9 protein-coding genes are annotated in these 20,339 nt (G+C 65.1%); 8 read left to right on the top strand and 1 reads right to left on the bottom strand.

Going from position 1 to position 20,339, the window contains the following annotated elements; genetic code table 11:
• Window positions 1-25 precede the first annotated feature (25 nt).
• From KSS94_RS17865 to KSS94_RS17835, 7 genes are all read left to right on the top strand, one after another.
• Window positions 26-4,534 carry an NEL-type E3 ubiquitin ligase domain-containing protein gene (locus tag KSS94_RS17865; RefSeq protein WP_217839409.1) on the top strand — a complete coding sequence of 1,503 codons (4,509 nt, stop codon included), beginning with the start codon at window positions 26-28 and terminating at the stop codon, window positions 4,532-4,534.
• Window positions 4,535-4,650: 116 nt separating this feature from the next.
• Complete coding sequence (locus KSS94_RS17860; protein ID WP_217839408.1) at window positions 4,651-9,120, top strand: NEL-type E3 ubiquitin ligase domain-containing protein; 4,470 nt, start codon at window positions 4,651-4,653, stop codon at window positions 9,118-9,120.
• 117 nt (window positions 9,121-9,237) lie between these two features.
• A complete protein-coding gene (locus KSS94_RS17855; RefSeq protein ID WP_217839407.1) occupies window positions 9,238-10,884 on the top strand; it encodes an AMP-binding protein in 1,647 nt (548 codons plus the stop codon).
• A 12-nt stretch (window positions 10,885-10,896) separates the two neighbouring features.
• On the top strand, window positions 10,897-11,664 hold the full coding sequence (locus KSS94_RS17850; protein ID WP_217839406.1) for an SDR family NAD(P)-dependent oxidoreductase: 768 nt from the start codon (window positions 10,897-10,899) through the stop codon (window positions 11,662-11,664).
• 11 nt (window positions 11,665-11,675) lie between these two features.
• Entirely contained in the window at window positions 11,676-12,869 is a 1,194-nt protein-coding gene (locus KSS94_RS17845) for an acetyl-CoA C-acyltransferase (protein ID WP_217839405.1), read from the top strand.
• Window positions 12,870-12,877: 8 nt separating this feature from the next.
• On the top strand, window positions 12,878-14,005 hold the full coding sequence (locus KSS94_RS17840; RefSeq protein WP_217839404.1) for an acyl-CoA dehydrogenase: 1,128 nt from the start codon (window positions 12,878-12,880) through the stop codon (window positions 14,003-14,005).
• A 13-nt stretch (window positions 14,006-14,018) separates the two neighbouring features.
• Window positions 14,019-14,792 (top strand): enoyl-CoA hydratase, encoded by a 774-nt coding sequence (locus KSS94_RS17835; RefSeq protein ID WP_217839403.1) that lies wholly within the window; start codon window positions 14,019-14,021, stop codon window positions 14,790-14,792.
• A 125-nt stretch (window positions 14,793-14,917) separates the two neighbouring features.
• Here the strand turns inward: KSS94_RS17835 and KSS94_RS17830 are convergent, their stop codons facing one another.
• The gene (locus KSS94_RS17830) at window positions 14,918-19,432 is read right to left on the bottom strand and encodes a DUF6543 domain-containing protein (protein ID WP_217839402.1); all 4,515 of its coding nucleotides are present in this window, start codon (window positions 19,430-19,432) and stop codon (window positions 14,918-14,920) included.
• A gap of 353 nt (window positions 19,433-19,785) precedes the next feature.
• Between KSS94_RS17830 and KSS94_RS17825 the strand changes: the two genes are divergently transcribed.
• Complete coding sequence (locus KSS94_RS17825; protein ID WP_217839401.1) at window positions 19,786-20,190, top strand: TraR/DksA family transcriptional regulator; 405 nt, start codon at window positions 19,786-19,788, stop codon at window positions 20,188-20,190.
• The last annotated feature ends 149 nt before the right edge of the window (window positions 20,191-20,339 follow it).

Raw genomic sequence — 20,339 nt, 5'->3', positions numbered from 1 at the left:
CCATTCACCTCAGGGAGCACCCTTCATGCCCACTGTCACGCCGTCTACCCAGCCCCATCCCAAACTGCTCCATGCAATCGATGACTTCATCGGTGAAACCTTGCCCGCCTGGTTGAAAGGCGCCAGTGCCGAGCAGCTCGAAACCCTGCGCAGATGTTTGCGGGAGCACCGCGACAGCCAACGCCAGGTCCGTGAGGTGCTTGAACCACTACAGCCTCTGGTGACCTTCGCCCAGACGCTGTTGCAACCCAGGTTGAAAACACTGGTGGGGCAGGACGTTGACCTGGGCAAGGCCCAGTGGCGTTCGCGCAACGTGGTTTTTGAACGTGCCCTCAACCGGACCGAGTTTCGCAACTTTTACTCCAGTGCCCTGCAGCGCTTCATGCAGAATTTCAAGGAAGACGAACGCTTCTATCCGGGCACCGCACTGGTTTTGCCTGCCGGGCAGGCAGGCGAACAGGTCCTGACGGAGCAGATCGACAAGCTGGTCTCGTTGTGTCGCGAGCTCGATGTCGGTGGCCTTTACCAGAAGCACCTGGATGAGGTGTTCGACAGCAGTTTCAAAACGGTGCTGGCCGATGATCGCCGCCGGCTACTGGCACTGGCCACGCAGGTGGCGCTGATCAAGGGGCAGTTGACGGCGGACGACCTCAAGCTGCTCAGGCGGGTGACCGGCAAGCAGGCGATCAGCCACCCGGCTAGCACCAGCGTCAACTGTGGCGAACTGAAACTGCTGGGGGCGCGGGTCGACGGTGCCTTGGCCTTCGAGCTGCGTGGTAGTTGGGAGTTCGAGGGCGGTGGAGCAACGTTGCCGCTCCAGCCGGTCAAGGGCGTGATCCTGTACCTGCCAGATGACCGCGAACAACCGCTGCGCCACTACACCGATTGGCGCGCGGCGAGCCTTGCCATTGGCGTGAAGGTGCGCACGGCCAGCTACCGCGATGCACTGCAGCGGCGTATCGCGCTGGCTGACCGGGCGGCCTACCTGACTACCCTGGGCAAGCGCCTCGAAGACCCGCAGACCGACATGCAGGCTTCGCTGTCGGTGATTACCGGGGACCTGTTCGATGGCGTGGCCAGCCAGCACCTGCAGCGCATCCGCGATGATGCGCTATTGCTCGCGGTGCCCACTGCCCAGGTCGACGCGGCGGCTTCCAGTGCCCGGCTCAAGGCCTTGGAGTCGGCCGGTCTGGTGCTGCTCAACCTGGCAGCGCTCTTCGTACCGGGCGTGGGCGAGGTACTTTTGGCCGACTTCATTCGCCGAACCCTGGTAGAAACCTTCGAGGGCATTGACGACTGGAGCCAAGGCCACCAGCACGAAGCGCTGGAGCACTTGCTCAACGTGGCGCAGAGCGTGGTCATGGCCGGTACCACAGTGGTGGCAGCCGGCGCGGTGCGCAGTGCCTTCGTCGATGGCCTGGTGCCGGTGAATGCTGATGACGGTGCCCAGCGCTTGTGGTCGGACGACCTGGCGCACTATGCCGACGATTCCCCTCCGGACAACCTGCTCGAGCAGGATGACGGCTTGCTGTCCGATGGCCGCAGCCATTGGTGGCGCGATGCCGAGGGTGTTCATTACCGAGTGGTTCGCAGCCCGCGAGGCAGCGGCTGGCAACTGCGTCATGCCACCCGCGAGCCTGGCTATGCGCCACGCCTGGAGGGCAACGGCGAGCGCGCTTGGCGGCTGTCCACCGAACGGCCCTTGGAATGGCAGGGCGAGCGCCTGCTGCTGGGGCGGCTGTGGCCTGCGGCGCTGCGCCTCGATGAGCAGCGCATTGGCGATATTCTCAAGGTGGCGGGCGCCGACCAACCGCTGCTGCGCGGGTTGCTGGTGGAGAACAGGCCGTTGCCGGTGGCCCTGCGCGACACCCTCGAGCGCTTTGCCGTTCAGGCACGCATCGAAACCTTCATCGAGCAGTTGGGTGAAGGGCAGGTGACGGATACCGAGTTGTTGCAATGGAGCATCGACAAGCTGGCCCTGAATGGCCAGACCCTGCCGGAGCAGTACGCGAGCATCCAGCAACAAGCGCTTGCGCTGGGCGAGCCAATGCTTGACCACTTTGCCGCAGGGTATCTGCGCCAGGACCCACAGTTGGCCTTGATCAAGCGCGACTTCCCGGGTTTGCCTGACGCTTATGCGCTGCGCCTGCTGGAACTGGCCAGTGCCGAGGCGCGCGAGCGTATGGTCGCCGAGTCGCGTATTCCACTGGCGCTTGGCGAACAGGCCCGCTCGTTGTTGCGCGTGGCGCAACAGGTGCGGATGCGCGAAGGGCTTTACCTGCGCAATAGCTATCGGGCCAAAACGGTCGAGCTCGCCTTTGCCTTGTTGCGACGCAATGCGGGTTTGCCGTTTTCGCTGAACCTGGAACTGCGCGAAGGCTCTGACGCCGGTCGGGTGTTGGCGCGCCTGCACCCGGACAGCGGCGCGGGGCAGCAGACCACCATCATGGTCAGGCGCAGCGGTCGCTTCAGCCTGTACGACCAGGATGGTCGTGAGCAAGAGATCGAGCCGGCAGAACCCGGTGGCCTGCCAGAGGTGCTGGCCGCTTGCCTGCCGCAAGGCCATCGCCAGCGCCTGGGCTGGACCGGTGACGATGCGGGCGCGTTGGTCCTGGCCGCCTTGCGGGCCTGGCTGCCTGCCGGCGACCAGGCCTTGTCGCGTCTGGTCGGCCTGCGTGAGATCCGCCCCTGGCATATCCCTATGCAACGCCTGGCGGATGGGCGCCCGGGTTATCTGCTCAATGGTCGGCGCGGTGCTCAAGTGGTTAACCAGCAGCTGCTGCGTGACCGGGTGCGGGCCCTGTACAGCGGTTTCAGCGATGCCGAGGTCGACCGCTTCGTTGCCTTGCTCCTGCAGCGGCCACGTTCGGCCTTCTCCAGCCTGTTGATGCACGAACAGGCCTATCAGCAGTTGGATGAAGCCTTGCAACTGTGGGTGGTGGCCGAGCGCGCTGTTGCCCGGCAGGACCAGCGTCGGCTGGTGGCCAACCAGTTGCGGCGCAGTTGGCGCCTTGAAGGCGACCCGGTGCCAGGCGGCATCGGTGAGCCCGAAGGGCGGCGCCTGAGCCTCATAGGGATCCCGGTCGGTAGCCTGCCAGAACTGCCGCCAGGGGCGGACTTCAGCCACGTGACCGATCTCATTCTGGTGGGGCTGAACCTGCAAGAACTGCCGCAGAACTTCCTGCGCGCTTTCACTGAGCTGCGGCGGTTGAACCTGAGCAACAACGGGCTGCGTGCGCTGCCGGAGGATATCGGCCGGCTGGACAATCTGCGTAGCCTGAGCCTGGCACGCAACCAGATTCGCATCAGCACTTCTGGCGCTCGCGCCTTGCGCAATCTGGTACTGATGCGCACCCTGGACTTGAGCACGAACCCGCTGGGTGCAGTAAGCCTGAACTTTCGCCAGATGTCCCGGCTGCGCGAGATCGACCTGCGCCGCTGTGGTTTGCTGAGCGTACCGCCGGGCCTTGAGTGGTGTGGCTTTCTCGAGTACGCCGATTTGCGCGACAACCAGATCGCCAGTGTACCGTCGGCGTTGCTGGAGCAGCCGTTCGAGTTCCGCCGAGGCCTGGACTTCTCGGGTAACCCGCTGCCGGTGGCGGTGCGCCAACGCTTGCATGCGCCTGATTTCGCCCAAGCCGGACCTGCCTATGGGTTGCCTGCCAGGGAGGGTGGCAGTGGCCTAGTCGACACTGCGCGCGGGCAGTGGTTGGCGACACAGGCCGAAGAGGCGCAGCTGCAGCGTGGCGAACAGTGGGATGCGCTGCGCGCGGAGTCGGGCAGCGAGGGGGTGTTCCAGTTGCTGCACGAACTGACCGACAGCAGCGACTTTCGCCTGGCCCGTGCCGACCTCGGTCGGCGGGTTTGGCAAGTGATCGAGGCCGCCAGCCAGGACAGTGAGTTGCGCGCAGATATTTTCAGCCTGGCCGGTAGTGAACGAACCTGCGTAGACAGCGTGGCGTCCTGCTTCAGTACCCTGGAGGTGCGCGTTACGGTGTTCAGGCTGCTGCGTGACACGCCGGCCGAGCGCACGCGTCCGGCATTGCTCGACCTGGCGCGCCGGCTGTTTCGCCTGGACCAGGTCGAGCGGCTGGCCCGTGCCGATATCGAGGCCAGGCAAGCCAGTGGGGATCAGGTCGATGAGGTCGAGGTCAGCCTGGCCTATCGGGTTGGTCTGCGCCAGGAACTGAACTTGCCGGGGCAGCCACAGACCATGCAGTTCGACACGATCGCCGATGTCAGCCAGGAGCAGCTCGATAGCGTGGCTGACCAGGTGCGGGCTGAGGAAGCCGGGGCTGCGCTGGCCGAGTACATCAGCCAGCGTGATTTCTGGGTCAGCTACTTGCAAAGGCAGCACGCCGCCGAGTTCGAGGCAGCCGAGGCGCCATCCTGGCAAGCGCTCGAGGCCCTTGCAGACGGCCAGGGGCTGACCGATGAGGTTTACCGCCAGCGCATCGAGCAGGTCGCTGCACAGCGGCGCGCGGCACAACAGGCGTTGGCCTTGCGCCTGACTCGCGAGGCGTTGGCCGGCTGAGTGCGGCCGTGGCCCGGCACCCGTTGTCTACGGGTGCCCGGGCCCGTTTCCTGCTGCCTTGGTACGCTCAGGCCGCTCAGCCTAGCGCGTTCCAATGGCTCAATGAAGGTGCTGCAATGACCCGCAATCTGGACCCCCGTATCACCCGCGCGACGGATGATTTCATCGCAGAGCGTCTACCGGCCTGGCTCCGGCAGGCCTCGCCGGCGCAGATCAACAAGCTGCGCGACCGTTTCAAGACCCACAAGCAAAGCCAGGCGCAGGTACAGGCCAAGACCCTGTCGTTGATTCCGTTGCAGACCTTTGCCCGGCAACAGTTCACCGCAGCGCTGGCCGACCTGCTGGCGCAGGGCAAGTCGCTGGATGACCTGGAGTGGCTGCTGGTCACGCCCAGGTTCGAACGCTTGGCGGGGTCGCAGTGGCCGATTTACGGGCCGGCCTATCATCGCCAACCCGGCCTGCTCAGGTTGATGCAGAACTTCGAAAAAGGTGCCGATTTTCATCTCGGTACAGGCCTGGTGGACAGGGGCAGCTACCAGGTGCTGTCGGGCAGTGCGCAGACCCTCGCCGCCAGGTGCCATCAGCTGGATGCAGGCGGCAAGTACCAGAAGCAGCTCGAGGAAGTGTTCGATGCGCAGGCGCAGGCCTTGCTCAAGGCCGACAAACAGGCGGCGATGAAGTTGGCGATCGAGGTCGCAACCCTCAAGGGGCAGATCGGCGCTGCGCATAAAATCGCCCTGGATCACTGGATCGACGCCAGTGATGATCACGCAGCCACGGCGCTGCGCGGTACTGCCGAGCAGTTGAAGCTGCTGGGCTGCCCGGTGGCGGATGCATTGACCGTATCGTTCAGGGATGTCGACCAGCAGTACAAGGGGCTGGTGCTTTACCTGCCCAGCCACCCGACCCAGGCGCTGCGTCACTTCGATTCGTTGAGCGAGATGGCCGAGACGCTGGTGAAGGAGCTCAAGCAACCGTCCTACCGCGACTATTTCAGCCAGTTGATCGGCCTGGCCGGCCGCGCTGCCTTTCTGAACAAGCTCGATACCCGTCTGAAAGACAAGCTGCCTGACCTGGAGCCTGCGCTGGTCGCCAGTGACGATATCTTCGATGCCTTGGTCAAGGCACAGATCGAGCGGGTCAAGCAGGATGCCCAGCTGCTGCTGGTGCCGAGCGCCCAGGTTGACCGAAAGGCCGCCAGAGCGCGTCAGCAGGCCTGGGAGGCGGCCGGCCTGACGCTGCGCAACCTGGCGGGGTTCTTCGTGCCGGTGATCGGTGCATTGCTGCTTGGACAGTTGGTGGCGCAAACCCTTGGCGAGGTGTACGAAGGCGTACGGGATTGGACCCAGGGCCATCAGCACGAAGCCCTCGAGCACTTGTTGGGGGTCGCCGAAACCCTGGCGGTGACGGCGGCGCTGGCCGGCGGGGCGACGATCGTGGCGCGGGGCTTCGCGCGCAGCGCACTGGTCGATGGCCTGGAGCCGGTCAGGCTGGAGGACGGTTCGCAGCGGCTGTGGCGCAATGACCTGACGGTCTATCGCGAGCAGCCACAGAATGCCGTGCTGCAGGACGACGGTTTGTTCGGGGACGGGGAGCGGCGTTGGGTGCGGCTCGGTGACCACTATTACCCGGTTCATCGCCCACTTGCCGAGGGGCCGTGGTGCTTGCGCCATCCACAGCGCACGGGGGCTTATGGCCCGGCGCTGCTGGGCAATGGCGAACGTGGCTGGCGCCTGGCGCACGCGCGTCCGCTGGAGTGGGATGACGGCCCGGCCATGCTCGACCAGCTGTGGCCGCGTTCGCATCGCTGGACGCCGGCCCAGGCCTCGCAGGTGCTGACCGTGGCAGGCATGGAGCGGGATGCGCTGCGCGGTCTGCTGGTGGAAAATCGCAGGTTGCCGGTGAACTTGCGCGAGGCCATTCGCCGCTTTGAAGCACGCCTGCGGATCGACGCGTTCTTCAACAGCATCAAGGATCCGGGCCTGGTCAACGACGACAGGCCGATCCAGGACTGGTGCCTGGCCTTGCCGGGGACCCACGGGCTGGAGGCCGGTGCATTGCGCAAGTGGCTGACGCTTCGTGAAGCGTCCCTGCGCCAATCGCTGTTCCAGCACCTGACTCAGGTCGAGTTGCCCGGCCAGCCACTGGCGCAGTTGGTGCGTCGGGATTTTGCCGGCTTGCCTGAGGCCTATGTGCGGGAGGCGGTGCTGGATGCTGACGAGGACGCCTCGCCCCTGGCCCGCAGCGAAGCGAAGTTACCGCTGCAGGTCGCCATCAAGGCGCGGGCCTTGTTGCGCCTGGCCAACCTGAGCCGAGCGCTCGAAGGTTTGTACCTGGACAGTGAATACACCGATGATACCGGCAAGCTGGCATTTGCCTTGCTTGACCGGCTGCCCGGCAAGCCCGGCGACCTGCAGCTGGAGTTGCGCAACGATGTCGGCTTCGGCCAGGTAACCGCCAGCCTGGTCGCCACGGTGAAGAACCCGGTGACCATTCGCCTGGTGCGCTCCGGGACGACGTTCAGCCTCTGGGATGAGCGGCTTGAGTTGCTCAAGGTGCAGCCGGACGGCAAGGCCGGCCTCTTCGAGGCGCTGCTTGCGGCGCTGTCGCAGCAGCAGCGGGCCGCGCTGGGCGTCAGTGAAGAGCAGCCGGTGGCGTCGCTGCGCCGGTTGCTGCTCGGGCAACTGCCGGGCAGCCGGGCCGAGCGCATGACCCTGTTGGGCTGGCCCGCCAGGCCTGGCTGGTTCAACCCGGGGCGGCGCCTGGCAGATGGTCGCGTCGGTTATGTGCTCAGTGGCGGTGCCTTGCAGGACAGCGGCGCAAGGCGGGTGCTGCGCGAGCGACTGCGGGCGCTGTATCCCGGTTTGGACGCACAGCAGCTGGAAGCCGAGTTGGAGCGCCTGCTGCAGGGTGAAGGCTCGGCCTATACGCTGCTGGCAGCGCGCGAAGATGATTACCGCCAGCTCGATCGCAGCCTGCTCCGTTGGGTCAGTGCCGAGCTCGACGAGACGCGCCGGCTCGCCCGCCAACGCTTGGCCGAACGCCTGCGCAGGGCGTGGCGCCTGCAGGCCGAACCACTGGCCGATGGCGATGGGCAGCGCCTGGACTTGAGCAACCTGCAGGTCACCACCTTGCCGGCACTGCCGGGCCATGTCGATTTTTCGCAGGTGACGGCGCTGGTCATCAACGACACGCCGCTGCAACTGCTGCATACCGACTTCTTGCGCGCATTCAGCGCCCTGCGTGAACTGAACCTGAACCGCAACCGCTTGCGCCAGGTACCGGCAGGCATCGCTTACCTGGCCGGGTTGCGTCGTCTGCGCCTGGGACAGAACCAGATACGCCTGGATGCCGGCGCGCTGTCGGCGCTGAACGGGCTGCCGGGCCTGACTCATCTGGACCTGAGCTTCAACCCGCTGGGCAGCTACCTGATGCGTTACAACCAGCTGCCGCACCTGGTGGAGCTTAACCTGCGCGGTTGCCGCCTGGGCGCCTTCCCTTCGGGCATCGAGCTGTGTGGTTTTCTCGAGCGCGCCGACTTGCGCGAGAACCAGCTGAGGACGGTACCGAGCGAGGTTCTGAGCATGCCGCACGCCTATCGGCGGGCATTTCTGGTATCGGCTAACGAGTTGAGCGGGACGGCACTGGGCAGGTTGTATGCACTGGACACCATTCAGGAACATACCCATGTGCCTGAGGCCTTGAGCGCCATCGATCCGGCAGGTGCCCGCATGGCCTGGCTACCGAGCACCACCGAGGCGGCCTATGACGAGCGCCTGCTGCGCTGGACCACGCTGGAGGCGATGCCGAACAGCAGCGGCTTTTTCAGGTTGCTGGACCTGATGCGCTACACCCAGGACTTCAGCTCGAACGGGCAAGACCTTACCGCCCGCGTCTGGGAGTTGCTCGCTGCGCTGGACGGCAACGCCGACCTGCGTGAGCAGCTATACAGCCGCGCGGACTCGCCGCCGAGTTGCGAAAACGGCGCAGCGTCGTTGTTCGCTGACCTGCTGTTGCGCGCGCGGGTGGATGCCGCCGAGCGCATGACCCTGCACGAGCATGAGGAGGCGCTGTTGACGCTGGGGCGTGGGCTCTTCCGCCTGGAGCGGGTCGAACAGGCAGCTTTGCGTGACATCCGCCGGCGCATCGAGCAACGCGAGATATTCGAGCAGGTGACGGTTGGCCTGTTCTATCGGGTTCGCTTGCGCCAGCGCCTGAACCTGCCCGCACAGCCACTCACCATGGACTACGAGGAGCTGGCCGGCGTCACCGAGGCTCAGCTCGAACAGACCGTCCGGGAGGCGCGTGATGCCGAGACCTCCACCGCCCTGGCGGGCAGCCTCAGCCAGCGCGTGTTCTGGCGCCGTTACATCGAGGCGCGGCATCCGGCGGCTTTCGATGAACTGGAGCAGCAGGTTCAGGCGCCTCGCAGGGCGCTGCTGCAGGCCCGACGAGCGACGCTGCAGGGCGACGCCTACGACCTTGAGCTGGCAGCCCTGCAGGTGGAGGATGCCGCCGAACGCCAGGATCTGGTGCAGCAACTGACCGCATGGTTGCTGTACGGACGCGAGCGCGGTCCGGCCTGAACAGCGGCCAAACCGGTCATCCAGATTGACGCCTTTGGCCATTGCCGGGGCGGGTGAGCGGCGCGAACATCGTCGGACCGATGGAGTACTCCAACAACAAGAACCAGGAGTCCGACGATGCGTGATTACGCCGAGGCCAGCCGTGCCTTCGCTTACAAGGATGTTGCCGCTGCTGCCCTGCACGGCCGGCTCGAGGCTCTCAATGCCTGTGTCGAATGCTGCGACCGGCACGCCGGTGGTAACCGCCTGGCGTTGGTGTGGGAGGGCCGTGACGGCCAGGGGGGGCGTTACAGCTTCGAGCAGTTGCAGGCGCTTGCCGCGCGTTTTGCCAATGTGCTCAAGGCCCAGGGCGTGCGCGCCGGGGACCGGGTGGCCGGGCTGATGCCGCGTACCCCCGAACTGCTGGTGACGATTCTCGCCACCTGGCGCCTGGGCGCGGTATACCAGCCGCTGTTCACCGCCTTTGGCCCCAAGGCCATCGAGCACCGTCTTGAACAGTCCCATGCCCGCGTGGTGATCACCGACCGCCACAACCGCCACAAGCTTGACGAGGTGGCAGGTTGCCCGGCGATCATTACGGTCGGCGCGGCGGCGGGCGAGCTGGATTTCCAGCAGGCGCTGGAAGCCGCTGGCGCCCACTGCGAGCCGGTCATGCGCACGGGCGACGACCCGTTCCTGCTGATGTTCACCTCCGGCACCACCGGCCCGGCCAAACCCCTGGAAGTACCCTTGCGCGCCATTGTCGCGTTCCAGGGCTACCTGCGTGACGCCGTCGACCTGCGCCCGGATGACAACTTCTGGAACCTGGCCGACCCGGGCTGGGCCTATGGTCTGTACTACGCGGTCACCGGGCCGTTGTCCCTGGGCCACGCCACCACCTTTTACGATGGGCCGTTCAGCGTCGAAAGCTGTGCGCGGGTCATCGACAAGCTGGGCATCACCAACCTGGCCGGGTCACCCACCGCCTACCGCCTGCTGATTGCGGCAGGTGACGCGTTCGCCGCGCCGATCAAGGGCCGCTTGCGGGTGGTCAGCAGCGCGGGCGAGCCGCTCAACCCCGAAGTGATCCGCTGGTTCGCCGACAAGCTGGGGGTGACCATCCATGATCATTACGGCCAGACCGAGCTGGGCATGGTGCTGTGCAACCACCATGGGTTGCGCCACCCGGTGCGCCTGGGTTCGGCAGGCTTCGCCATCCTCGGCCATCGCATCGTGGTAGTGGACGAGCAGGGCAATGAATTGCCCGTCGGCCAGCCTGGCATCCTGGCCGTCGATCGCGAGCAGTCGCCGCTGTGCTGGTTCGGCGGTTACCACGATTTACCGACCAAGGCGTTCGTCGGCCGCTACTACCTGTCCGGCGACACCGTCGAGCTCAACCAGGACGGCAGCATCAGCTTCGTCGGCCGCAGCGACGATGTGATCACCACCTCCGGCTACCGCGTGGGCCCGTTCGATGTGGAAAGCGCGCTGATCGAACACCCGGCGGTGGTGGAGGCTGCGGTGATCGGCAAGCCCGACCCGGAACGCACCGAGCTGATCAAGGCATTCGTGGTGCTGGCCCAGGGCTTCGAAGGCAGCCCGCAGCTTGAAGAAACCCTGCGCCAGCATGTGCGCCAGCGCCTCTACGCCCACGCCTACCCGCGTGAAATCGAATTCGTCAGCGAGCTGCCCAAGACCCCGAGCGGCAAGCTGCAGCGGTTCATCCTGCGCAACCAGGAAATCGCCAAACAACAAGCCGCGCAGCCGATCGCTGCGGGCGCCTGAAGGAAACCCGACATGCACATCCAGAGCAAGCACTTCATCGTCAGCGGCGCGGCCTCGGGCCTGGGCGCCGCCACCGCGCAGATGCTCATCGAAGCCGGCGCCAAGGTCATGCTGGTCGACCTGAACGGCGCCGCCGTCGAAGCCAAGGCCGCTGAGCTGGGCGGCAATGCTCGCTTCGCGGTGGCCGACATCAGCGACGAGCAGGCCGCCCAGGCGGCGGTCGATGCCACCATCAGCGCTTTCGGCAGCCTGCACGGGCTGGTCAACTGCGCGGGCATCGTCGGTGCCGAGAAAGTGCTGGGCAAGAACGGCCCGCATGCCTTGGCCAGCTTCGCCAAGGTGATCAGCGTCAACCTGATAGGCAGCTTCAACCTGCTGCGCCTGGCCGCTGCGGCCATGGCCGAAGGGCCGGCAGACGAAGGCGGTGAGCGCGGGGTGATCATCAATACTGCCTCTATCGCCGCCTACGATGGCCAAATTGGCCAGGCCGCCTATGCCGCTTCCAAGGGCGCCATCGCCAGCCTGACCCTGCCGGCCGCTCGTGAACTGGCGCGTTTCGGCATCCGTGTGATGACCATCGCCCCGGGCATCTTCGAAACCCCGATGATGGCAGGCATGACCGACGAAGTACGCGCTTCGCTGTCCGCCGGGGTGCCATTCCCGCCGCGGCTGGGCCGCCCGCAGGAATACGCAGCGCTGGCCCGCCACATCATCGAGAACAGCATGCTCAACGGCGAGGTGATCCGCCTCGACGGCGCGCTGCGCATGGCTGCCAAGTAAGGAGAATGAATATGACCCTCGCCAATGATCCGATCGTTATCGTCAGCGCCGTGCGCACACCTATGGGCGGGCTGCAGGGCGACCTCAAGAGCCTGAGTGCGCCGCAGCTGGGCAGCGCGGCGATTCGTGCCGCGGTGGAGCGCGCCGGCCTCGATGCCGCAAGCGTCGATGAAGTGCTGTTCGGCTGCGTGCTGCCAGCCGGGCAAGGTCAGGCACCTGCACGCCAGGCGGCCCTCGGCGCCGGGCTGGGCAAGCACGCCACTTGCACCACGCTGAACAAGATGTGCGGCTCGGGCATGCAGGCGGCGATCCTGGCCCACGACCAGCTGCTGGCCGGCAGCGCGGATGTGATCGTTGCAGGTGGCATGGAAAGCATGACCAACGCCCCGTACCTGCTGGACAAGGCCCGCGGCGGCTACCGCATGGGCCACGGCAAGGTCATCGACCACATGTTCATGGACGGCCTGGAAGACGCCTACGACAAGGGCCGGCTGATGGGCACCTTTGCTGAAGACTGCGCGCAGAACGGTGCCTTCAGCCGTGAGGCCCAGGACAACTTCGCCATTGCTTCGCTGACCCGTGCGCAGGAGGCAATCAGCAGCGGCCGCTTCGCTGCCGAGATCGTTGCGGTGGAAGTCACTGAGGGCAAGGAGAAACGCCTTATCAAGGACGACGAACAGCCGCCCAAGGCACGCCTGGACAAGATCCCGCAACTCAAGCCTGCCTTCCGCGAAGGCGGCACGGTGACCGCCGCCAACTCCAGCTCTATCTCCGACGGCGCTGCGGCCCTGGTACTGATGCGCCGTAGCGAAGCCGACAAGCGTGGCCTCAAGCCGCTGGCCGTGATCCATGGGCATGCCGCCTTCGCCGACACCCCGGCACTGTTCCCGACGGCGCCGATCGGGGCCATCGACAAGCTCATGCAACGCACCGGCTGGAAGCTGAGCGAGGTCGACCTGTTCGAGATCAACGAAGCGTTTGCCGTGGTCACCCTGGCGGCCATGAAGCACCTCGACCTGCCCCACGACAAGGTCAATATCCACGGCGGCGCCTGCGCCCTGGGCCACCCGATCGGCGCCTCGGGCGCGCGCATTCTGGTAACCCTGCTGTCGGCCCTGCGCCAGAACAACCTGCGCCATGGCGTGGCGGCCATCTGCATCGGCGGTGGCGAGGCCACGGCCATGGCCGTCGAATGCCTGTATTGAGGTGAAGCATGCTGGTAACTGACGAGCAACAACAGATCGCCGACGCGGTACGCGGGTTTGCCCAGGAACGCTTGAAGCCCTTCGCCGAACAGTGGGACAAGGAACATCGCTTCCCCAAGGAGGCCATTGGCGAGATGGCCGAGCTGGGCTTGTTCGGCATGCTGGTGCCGGAGCAGTACGGTGGCAGCGACACCGGCTACGTGGCCTACGCCATGGCCCTGGAAGAGATAGCCGCCGGTGACGGCGCTTGCTCGACCATCATGAGCGTGCACAATTCGGTGGGCTGTGTGCCGATTCTCAAGTTCGGCAGCGAGGCGCAGAAGCAGCAGTTCCTTACCCCGCTGGCCACGGGTGCGATGCTCGGCGCCTTCGCCCTGACCGAGCCCCAGGCTGGCTCCGACGCCAGCAGCCTGAAAGCCCGGGCGCGGCGGGACGGCGACCACTACCTGCTCGACGGCAGCAAGCAGTTCATCACCTCCGGGCAGAACGCCGGGGTGGTGATCGTGTTCGCGGTCACTGACCCCGAGGCTGGCAAGCGCGGCATCAGCGCGTTCATCGTGCCCACCGACACGCCGGGCTATCAGGTGGCGCGGGTCGAGGACAAGCTCGGCCAACACGCCTCCGACACCTGCCAGATCGTTTTCGACAATGTGCGGGTGCCGCTGGCCAATCGGCTGGGCGAGGAGGGGCAGGGCTACAAGATCGCCTTGGCCAACCTCGAAGGCGGGCGTATTGGTATCGCTTCGCAGGCGGTGGGCATGGCCCGCGCCGCGTTCGAGGTGGCCCGCGACTATGCCAATGAACGCCAGAGCTTTGGCAAGCCGCTGATCGAGCATCAGGCGGTGGCCTTCCGCCTGGCCGACATGGCCACGAAAATTGCCGTGGCCCGGCAGATGGTGCTGCACGCCGCGGCCCTGCGTGACGCTGGGCGCCCGGCCCTGGTGGAGGCATCGATGGCCAAGCTGTTCGCCTCGGAAATGGCCGAGAAGGTCTGTTCGGATGCCTTGCAGACCCTCGGCGGTTATGGCTACCTGAGCGACTTCCCGCTGGAGCGCATCTACCGCGATGTGCGGGTGTGCCAGATCTACGAAGGTACCAGCGACATTCAGCGCATGGTCATTGCGCGCAACCTGTGAAGGAGCAACTTGCATGGCATTCGAAACCATCCTGCTGGACATCCACGGCAAGGTCGGTCTGATCACCCTCAACCGCCCCCAGGCACTGAACGCACTGAACGCGCAGATCGTCGGCGAGATCAATCAGGCCCTGGACCAGCTCGAGCATGACCCGAACATCGGCTGCGTGGTACTGACCGGCTCCGCCAAGGCCTTCGCCGCCGGCGCCGACATCAAGGAAATGGCCGAGCTCAAGTACCCGCAGATCTACGTCGACGACCTGTTCCGCGACGCCGACCGTATCGCCAACCGGCGCAAGCCGATCATCGCTGCGGTGTCGGGCTTTGCCCTGGGCGGTGGCTGCGAACTGGCGATGATGTGCGACTTCATCCTCGCCGCCGACAACGCGAAATTTGGCCAGCCGGAAGTCAACCTCGGCGTGTTGCCGGGCATGGGCGGCACCCAGCGTCTGACCCGCGCGGTGGGCAAGGCCAAGGCCATGGAACTGTGTCTGACCGGCCGCCTGATGGGGGCCGAGGAAGCCGAGCGGGCTGGCCTGGTGGCGCGCATCGTGCCGCAGGCCGAGCTGGTGGAAGAGGCGCTGAAGGTGGCGGCGACTATCGCCGCCAAGTCGATCCCGGTGAGCATGATGGTCAAGGAGAGCGTCAACCGCGCATTCGAGGTCACCCTCAGCGAGGGCGTGCGCTTCGAGCGCCGGGTGTTCCATGCAGCGTTCGCCACCGAGGATCAGAAAGAAGGCATGGCGGCGTTCATCGCCAAGCGCGAGGCGCAGTTCAAGGATCGTTGAGGCGTTGCAAGCCTGGCGCTTGACTCAGGTGCTGCCCGGCCCTGTAGGCTTTAGCCGCGAACACCGGCATAGCCGGTGCCAACCACCGCGTCGCCTGCGCCCATGCAGCGCGGCGTGGTTGGTGGTCAGTGCCCGAAGAAATACCGCTCGGCATCGGCGCTGCTGATGGGCGCGCGGTAAACGTCCACTGTGCCGCTGGCATGACGCTGCTCTGCGGTTTTCAGATGCCCGGCGGTGAAGTCGGCCCTGGCGCTGTCCATGGCCGGGTAGTGAAAATGTGCATACCAAAGCACATGGCCCTGGTGGCTGATGGCGTACTCGTCCAGATAGTCATCGGGCCGCCCCTTGACCTTGGCCAGTCGGGTGCGTTCGGCCATCACCCGGACCTGCACCTCGCGCTTGGCGAGCAACCATTGCAGTTCGGCCATTCTGGGCTTCTGTGCCAGTGCGGCGCTGACGCGAAGGGTGGCGGCCTGCTCTTGGAGCTCTTGCGCCATTGCACGCAGGGATTTGGCCACCGCTTCGGCATCCTCCCCCTGGCGGGCTTCGTCAGTCTGGTTATCCTCGGTCAGTCGTTGCTCGATGGCCTGTACCTGATTCAGCAGACGCTGTTGCTGATGGCTTGCCAACTCCTCGATTTCAGCGGGCAGGTAGCGCTCGCCGGCTTTCTGCAGGCTGACCAGTTCGGTGCGTGCGGCCTTCAGTAAAGAGCCGCTATCCTTGAGCAGGCGCTTGAGGCTGTGCTTGACCGGGGCGGGCGCAGGCTTGGCGGTTTGTACTTCTACCCAGTCCCCCTGCTTGAGGTGGTAGGTACGCCCAGGGGTCTTGGCGTCGGGGCCGGGGACGTCGACGGTGTTGGCGTCGCCTTCGCGGGGCTCGGCCAGCAGCAGGCCGTGGTCACGGGTTTCGATCAGTGCCGGCATCCTTGCGTGCAGTTGCCTGAAGCTCTTGAGGGGCGGATAGTCCGGCAGCTCTGCCTGGTCCCGGGTGATCTCGCCCAGCAGCGCCGACAGTTCGTCGCGCAGTGTTTGCAGGGTTTGTTGCGCGGCTTCTGTGCGGATGAATTCGGCGAGCAGGCCCAGCTGGCGCTCGGCAGTCAGTACCTGAAACCTGATGCTACGCAGCAGCCGGGCACTGACGTCCGGGTCGGGGTGGTCCAGTTGCAACTGCTTGCTGCGCTGGGCGACAGCCAATTTCAAGGTGCTCCAGAATTTGTCCCGCCAGAACGCGCCCTCATCGCCCAGGCCATGGACCAGCGTCAGGCGGTTGAGCTGTGTTTCCATGCGCAGGAAGCGCACGTACAGGTCTTTGTACAGTGGCGTTGAGAAGCCCTCCGCCAGGTCGCGCCACTGGGTGATCTGCTGCTGCCTGGGGTTGGCCAGCTTGCTCAGTTCGGTCTGGCGCAAGCGCATGCGCGCGATGTTCTTGGTCAGTTGCTCCAGTACCGGGCCTAGTACGTCCAGGCGTTGCCGGGCGATGTCGATGTCCTGCGGGCTCATGACTTCGTCTCCCTGGGCGGCAAGGCGCAACAGTTGTTCACGGCTGGGCAGGTAGCGTTTTTTCAACGCCTGGTTCATGGCGCGCTGGCACTCACTGTCGTTGAACATGGCATGGGCGCAGACGCTATTGAAGTGCTTGACCGGTTTGAGGGCGTTGTGGGCGCGAATGCGTTCCAGGCGAGTGGTCCAGAAACTGGAAAGCTGCTTGAGTTTTTCCGTGCAGGCGAGCAGGGCACTGTCTTCCAGCGTTGACTGCAACAACTGGCTGATGGTCGCCAACTCCCGCGATTTGCTCGCCATGGCCTGATCGTCGGCAGCAATCAGGCTGGTCAGGTTGTCCAGTTCACCCTGCTTGCTGTCCAGCAACTGCTTAAGGCGTGTCGCGCGTGGCATTCCGCCTTTCAGGCGCAGGCTCAGGTCCAACTGCCAATGCCCCAGTTCATCGCGGCGTAACCAGGGGCCAGGCTGCTGGTTGGGGCCTTCGATACGTATCTGGTCCTGTTCAGTGTCCAAGATGACCTCGTAGACCTTGCCGTCGATCAAGGCGTGCAGCCTGTCGTCGTGCAGGTAGAGCCCCTGCAGCTTGCCGTGGGCTATGGGGGACTTCAAGGCCGAGGCATCGGCCTTGCTGCGCAAGGCCTCCAGTGCCATGCGCTGGGGGGCGTCGAGGATCGAGCCGGGGCGTGCCCAACTGAAGCTCAGGGTGTTGTTCGAGCTTGTGGCAATGGCCTCGATCGGCTCGATGACCGGTTTGATGGGGGCGGGTAAACCCACAGGGATAGCGGGTTCCGGCAGCGAGTCCTGCTCAAGGCGCAGGCGAAAGATCGAGTGGCTGAACAACAGCATGGCAATGTTCACCAGCAGGTTGACCATTGCCAGCTCATGGCCCTGAGGGTCGCGATCAGCGTCGCTGCTCACGTATTCGCCCAGTGCCACTTCCATCTGCGCCAGCCAGGCCACTTTGCCGAGCGTGCTGCCGGCCAGTGGCAGCAGGGTGTTGAACAATAGCCAACCCAGTTCTTTCCAGCTGTTCCAGCGGGTTTGTGCGGTGCTAGTGGCATGCTCCTCGAAGCGCGCGATGGATTCGTTCACGCAGGCCTGGTATAGCGCCGCGCCGGGGTTCGCGATCGGCGCTTCCGTGGCCAGGGCGACCGGTGCCGGGGTGTCCAGGGGCAGTGCCGGGCTGTCTTCGAGCAATACGCCCAGGTGCGGTTCGAGGAAACCGCCGTGGTCATAGAAACGGCGGGCTTCGGCAGGCAGGCGATGCAACAGGTCGTCCTGCAGGGCGCCGGGGGTACTGATTGCAACGAACAGCGCCAAGCGGTCCGGGTAGTACAGCAGGCTGTCCTGATGCAGCGGTCGGTACAGCAGGCAGGGGCTTGCGTCAGGCTGTTGCGGTTCGATCAGCCAGGTGTTGCAGGGGTGATCCACCGACGAGCCGGGGCGCTTGATCAAGCCCAGCGGGCGCAGCACCCAGCCTGGCTGGGGCTCGCCGGATGCGGCGCGGAACACCTCGGCGACATGCTGGCTCAGGGCTTGGTCGGGCAGCTTGCCTTGCAGGTACAGCTCGGTCGCCAGGGCGGGCAGTTGGCTGCACAGCTGGCGAGTCAACAGCTGTTCGCGTTGCCGGCGTTGCACAGGATCATCCAGCAACCTGCGCCGCAGCATGGCCGGGTACTGGGTGGCGATGTCCAGTTCACTGACCAACTGGCGCAGGTAGTGTTCGTCCATCCATTCAGGCAGAGGCTCTGGGGTGCTGCTGCGCAGTTCTACCCTGCCAGGCCTGAGCAGACCAAGGTTGGCGATGGCCAGTTGGGCGAGGGAGTACTCGACTGGTGTCACTACGCCGGTGATGAAGGCACCTTCATTGGCACTGGCTCCGGAGCTGGTCTGGTAGTTGATGATGCGCACCTGCTCGGGCAGCAACTCGTCTTGCGGGTGGTCCTTGGCGAAGCGTTCGCTGAACTGTCGGTTGGCGAAGGCTTCGGCATTGTCGATGCCGTCCAGCCAGAACTGGCCGTTGCTGTCCTGGTAGGTCTGGGCGACGTCCACCAGCAGGGTGCTGTAATGCATCAGCGCCTTGCTGTTGGCCTGGCGCAGCCAGTCGGGCAATTGCTCGATGAGCGGCTGGCGGCGAACACTCTCGTTGCTGTCGCACAGGTCGATCAGCGAGCTCAGGCGGTCGAGGTCAAGGCTCAGGTTTATCGCGTCGAGCTTGCTGTGGTACTGCCCGACGAGGTGGTCGACCACGCGCAACTGCTGGTGCAGCAGCCCCAGTGCCTGGGTCTCGAACACCTGACCGGTGATGGGCTCGATGGCTGCCAGTCGCGGGCTGGCCGGGGCCCCTTCGGGCCAGGACCTGGCCATGGCTTGCAGCAGGGCCAGGCGCGAGTCATAACCGAACAGCCGGCCGCTGAGGGTGTAGAGCAGGGCCAGGTTACGTTCTGCGGTTGGGGCTTTGTGCTCGATCAGCACCGCGCTGGCGAGGTCGACGTCGAGGCTGTCATCGGCAGAGAAGTCGATGCTCAAGTGGGAAACCGTCAGGCCGCCCTGGTGCCAGACCTTGCGCTGTTCCGGTGAAGGGTAGCCCTGCACCAGGTTGGCCGTGGCCAGGGCGAAGGCGGCCAGGCGTGACTCGCGGTGGCTGTGTTGAATGAGCTGTTGCAAGCGTTGCTGCAGGTAGCCGGCGTACCAGCCCCAGGGCGTCTGCCCACTGCTGTCGAAACGGGTCCAGTAATCGACCAGCAATTGCTTGTAGGTGTCGATGAGCAGGGGCGCGGTCTCGTTGATCAGCAGTTCGACCTGATGCAGGTCGATGTCCACGCGCCAGGCCCGGCTGCTGTCCAGGTGAGTGCTCAGGTGATCATCGGCCTCGTTCAGGTTCAGGGTTTTGCGCCGGCAATAGCGTTCTACCAGCACTTGCTGCAAGGGGCGCACCCAGGCGTTGTCGGCGTTGCCGTACTGGCTGGCGAGGTACAGGGCCAATGGGTCGAGCGCACGGCTCAGATGGCGCTCGCGCCATTGCTCGTCAAGCAACAGGGCGGCGGCATCGAGCAGGGTGGGGCGGTCGCTGAAGCGTCGGGCGACGGTGCAGTCCAAGGCACTGTATTGCGCCAGGCGTTGGTGCAGGTTGTCATTCATGGGCGGGCATTCCTTGATTGCGGAGCGCCCATCTGGCCGGTTTTCGCCCTGCGCAGTGCGCTAGCAAGCTACCACCCGGCGTTTTGCGGCGGCACACTGCTGACAACCCGAGATTTGTTGCGGCATATTGCCTTAACGCGCCTTGCAGACGCTGGTATGGGGCACCAATGGGCGGATTCCTGGCTATTTCGGTCAAATGCCCCGTCATTTCTGTTGCCCGACGTCGCTTGGCACCTTAGACTGCCGCCCCCTGTAAAAGAGTGCCGGTTGGCGCTTGAAGATTTCCGCCGGTGGTGATGCATCACCGCTGGCACCCGAATCGCCCCAATGCACATTTTTTCATAGAGAAATCGATGACCAAGGAACAGTTGCTGGCCATGTCGGCCGATGACTACATGAACGCCGAACAGCTGGCGTTCTTCACCGCGCTGCTGCAGGCGATGAAAGTCGAAACCCACGAGCGCATCGAGCTTAGCCGCAACTCCATCGAAAGCCTGGACACCCCGTCGGACCCTGCCGATGTGGCGTCGGTTGAAGAGGAGCGCACCTGGCTGGTCAACGCCATCGACCGCGACCAGCGTCTGCTGCCGCAGCTGGAGATGGCACTGGACCGCATCGGTGACGAAAGCTTCGGATGGTGCGATGACAGCGGCGAGCCGATCGGCCTGAAGCGCCTGCTGATCAGCCCGACCACCAAGTACTGCATCGAAGCCCAGGAACGCCACGAGCAGCTCGACCGCCACCAGCGGCAAGTCTGACCTCGACAGCCTGAGCCAAGGCCCCACGGAGCGATCCCTGGGGCCTTCGTGTTTTCTTGTCGTGCATCATGGGTGGGTGCCTTACTTCCAATGAAGTATGGCTAGTGGCGTTATAGTGGCGTTTAATGGCGTCACAATAACGACACGCG

This window comes from Pseudomonas fakonensis, from assembly GCF_019139895.1.
Taxonomy (GTDB): domain Bacteria; phylum Pseudomonadota; class Gammaproteobacteria; order Pseudomonadales; family Pseudomonadaceae; genus Aquipseudomonas; species Aquipseudomonas fakonensis.
The sequence above is the reverse complement of the archived record's forward strand: the minus strand, read 5'-3'. Positions and strand labels throughout refer to the sequence as shown.